4 protein-coding genes are annotated in these 2,908 nt (G+C 36.0%); 1 reads left to right on the top strand and 3 read right to left on the bottom strand.

Going from position 1 to position 2,908, the window contains the following annotated elements:
* Positions 1-227 (bottom strand): MobA/MobL family protein (locus tag FTT91_RS14355; protein ID WP_180169695.1); only part of this gene is annotated, 227 nt, incomplete at its 3' end.
* A gap of 363 nt (positions 228-590) precedes the next feature.
* On the opposite strand from FTT91_RS14355, the gene FTT91_RS14350 reads away from it, so the two are divergent.
* Entirely contained in the window at positions 591-875 is a 285-nt protein-coding gene (locus FTT91_RS14350; protein ID WP_004871868.1) for a hypothetical protein, read from the top strand.
* Here FTT91_RS14350 and FTT91_RS14345 read toward each other — a convergent pair.
* Both FTT91_RS14345 and repM read right to left on the bottom strand, forming a co-directional pair.
* Positions 872-1,168 carry a hypothetical protein gene (locus FTT91_RS14345; protein ID WP_163167926.1) on the bottom strand — a complete coding sequence of 99 codons (297 nt, stop codon included), beginning with the start codon at positions 1,166-1,168 and terminating at the stop codon, positions 872-874. The genes FTT91_RS14350 and FTT91_RS14345 overlap by 4 nt on opposite strands.
* Positions 1,165-2,097, bottom strand: coding sequence for a replication initiation protein RepM (repM, locus tag FTT91_RS14340; protein WP_026438545.1), 933 nt, complete (start codon positions 2,095-2,097; stop codon positions 1,165-1,167). The genes FTT91_RS14345 and repM overlap by 4 nt, the downstream gene beginning before the upstream one ends.
* Positions 2,098-2,908: the final 811 nt, after the last annotated feature.

The raw sequence follows: 2,908 nt of genomic DNA, 5'->3' as shown, positions 1-2,908 counted from the left end.
CGGTTTTCGGACTGTTCCGCCAAGTTCCAAAGTTGGCTGCGGTCAATTTCAATATTGAGATTAGACACAATTTCGGTATGGGCGACTCCATCCTTTCTCGTAAAGTCATGCGTCAGCCCTGTACGTTTATCTTCTAGTTTTTCCCCTGCACGATAAGCCATAGATGCAACGGCAGTTCTTCCCGAACTGCGGTTAACGGTTTTGGTTGTACAGTGGTAAATCGCCATTAAATTTTCCTTGTGGCATCCACGTATTGATTACATTTCGGGCATTCTTTTCTAATAGTTTGAATGGATACTCCATTCATTTGCTCTATAAGAATTTTAGGTAATTTGTATAAAAATTCATTCCCACAGTTTGAGCATATAAAAATATGCTGTTCATCAATATTGTATTTCTTCATTTGCTTTACCGCTCTTGCTTTTGCTTTTGGGGTTAAGGGGTGTCCCCCTTACGCATCTTTTGACTTGAATGAAATTCAAGTCGTAAGTGCGCATTTCATGAAAAACACGATAGCATATTACCCGCTTGAATTTCAATTCATAGGGTCTTATGCTTGAGTGGTTTTCTATATTACGAAATTAATCGTTATGACTAAATCTGCTGAAAATATCGAAAAGAAAATTGAAGCCCAGTTAGAGAAGCTGAAACAGTTAAAAGCACAGAAACAGGCTATTGAAGCAAGAGAACGTACCAAAAAGAAAGAACAGGAGCGCAAGGATGATACTCGGCGTAAAATTTTGCTCGGTTCTTACTTGATTAAGAAAATGCAGGCAAATGAAGCCAATAAAGAAAAAATACTCGCTGAACTCAACGAATATTTAACAGAAAATAGAGATCGACAGCTTTTTGATTTGCCCGATATTGAAGCCTAATTTTTCTTAGCTGTTTGGTTTTTTTGTTCGGCTTGATACTCTGGAATGAGCGTATTTAAAACCTTTTGAATATTGTCCTTGTCCTCGATTTGTAAATTATCCCGATAGTAAATTAAGTTCTGTATTTTGCTTTCCATCTGCATTTTTTCGGTGGGTTCGGCATCTTTGGATAGTCGGGATAATAGGAAGATATAACCGCATATATTTTCCCTCGCAATTTCATAATTTACGATGTCGAGGTATTCAACGGTCACATGCTTTAGATCGGTTGATAGGTTATTTAATTTAATCATGGCTGAAATCCTGATTTTTCTAAAATTGGATAAAGCTCTCTGAATTTTTCAGGCTCTAACAGCATATCTGCTATACGGATAGCAAATTGCTGGTAGCTTTCTGTACCTTGTGAATATTTCCCCATTTCAGGCATTTCTGACATTTTTTTTGCAAATAAATGGCGTTGTGCATCGGTCATTTTGATAAAAAAGTCAGGTGTGTTTGGGTCACGCTTAGAATCTAATTTTTTCGGTTGTTGTTTCTGCTTAAACTTGAATGAAAACCCAGTAATTGTACGCCCTTTCTTGTGTTGCTCATAAGTGGCTTTTATGTCTGTATGTTCATTGATTTGAGTAATGGCAGTTTCTAATACACGGCTTTTAAAATGGTGCATACGTTGATATTCATCATCTTCAACACCTAAATTTTTACGTAATTGTTGTAGTTCAAAAACAGGTGTTTTACCAACTTCACGCCAAGCGATTAATAACTCATAAAGTCTAGTGGCATACTTACTGGTTAGGTGTGCAACTTGTTTGGCTTCATATTTTGTAAAGTGTTCTTCTAATCTAGTGATTAAAGGAACTACATCAGGTGCGAAAGTAATTTCTAGTAATGCCAAATCATCTACATAAAAAATACGGCTTACCCAGCGAGAGCGAACGATACCTACCTTCCCTGTTTTTTTATATTCGGCTGTATAGCTAAACTGCCTGTTAAATAGATTATTTACGGCATCTTTCAGGGCTTTGTAGGATGCATCAGGTGATACATTAAATAGTTTTGCATAGTCACTAGCATGTATTTCTAGTTTGCTATCTGCCGTAATACCCCGCCCTAATTCCCTTGCATTAATGATTGCAAGCATGACTAAACGCTGTTCCGTTAGTTCTAAATTATAACTGGCGTTTATTAATGCATTATCTTTCACAACTAAACCATTCTTCATATTAAATACACGTTATTATTAATGTGTATTTACACACTATATATTTTATGTGTGTAAATCAAGAGAATTTGTGTGCTTATACAAGAGAATTTGTGTGCTTATACAAGAGAATTTGTGTGCTTATACAAGAGAATTTGTGTGCTTATATAAGCTGTAGTCCTCTCATATCAATGTTTTCAGCTTATCTAAAAGCATTTAAAAGCTTTAAAAATAATTAAAAGCCTTTCGAGAGGGGAGTGCAAACTGCCCTAGGTACTCGCTAAAGCTCGTACTCTATTGAAGCTCGTTCCTCGCTTCGTGGGGCAGTTTTTGGTTAATCCTATTTGTGAAATCTAAAAGCAAAAGCATTTGTAATGTATTCGCTTCGCTCATACTTTTTGAAAAGCAAAAGCTCCAAAGTTCGCACCCATTCGGGATGCTCTGTACCTACCGTTTAAAATCGAAAGGGAGCTTGTAATCAGAGAAAAGGCGAGGGCGAAATTTTGATGATGCTCAATCGCTCGTAGACACTCGCTCGGTTCTTATTATCTAGGTTTTAATTATTTACTGGAGCTAATCAAAGTTGTGAAACATTGCTTAAATAATAGGCGTGAAACGTGAAAAATCATAAAAAAAGCCCGAACAGGGATGTTCGGGCTATAAACTAGAAACTACAGCATTGATTTCTATAGATAATTATAACGCATTTCGTATAAGGTGTATTATGTTAATTTTAGAAAATCTTCACTACTATTATTTTAAAATAAGCCTTATATCCAAGCATAAAACAAGGTTGTCTAGACTTCTTTTAACAGTAAAGTTATCATAAAAC

Origin of the sequence: Acinetobacter sp. YH12021, from assembly GCF_013420145.1 — a bacterium.
In the GTDB taxonomy this organism is placed as follows: domain Bacteria; phylum Pseudomonadota; class Gammaproteobacteria; order Pseudomonadales; family Moraxellaceae; genus Acinetobacter; species Acinetobacter towneri.
The sequence above is the reverse complement of the archived record's forward strand: the minus strand, read 5'-3'. Positions and strand labels throughout refer to the sequence as shown.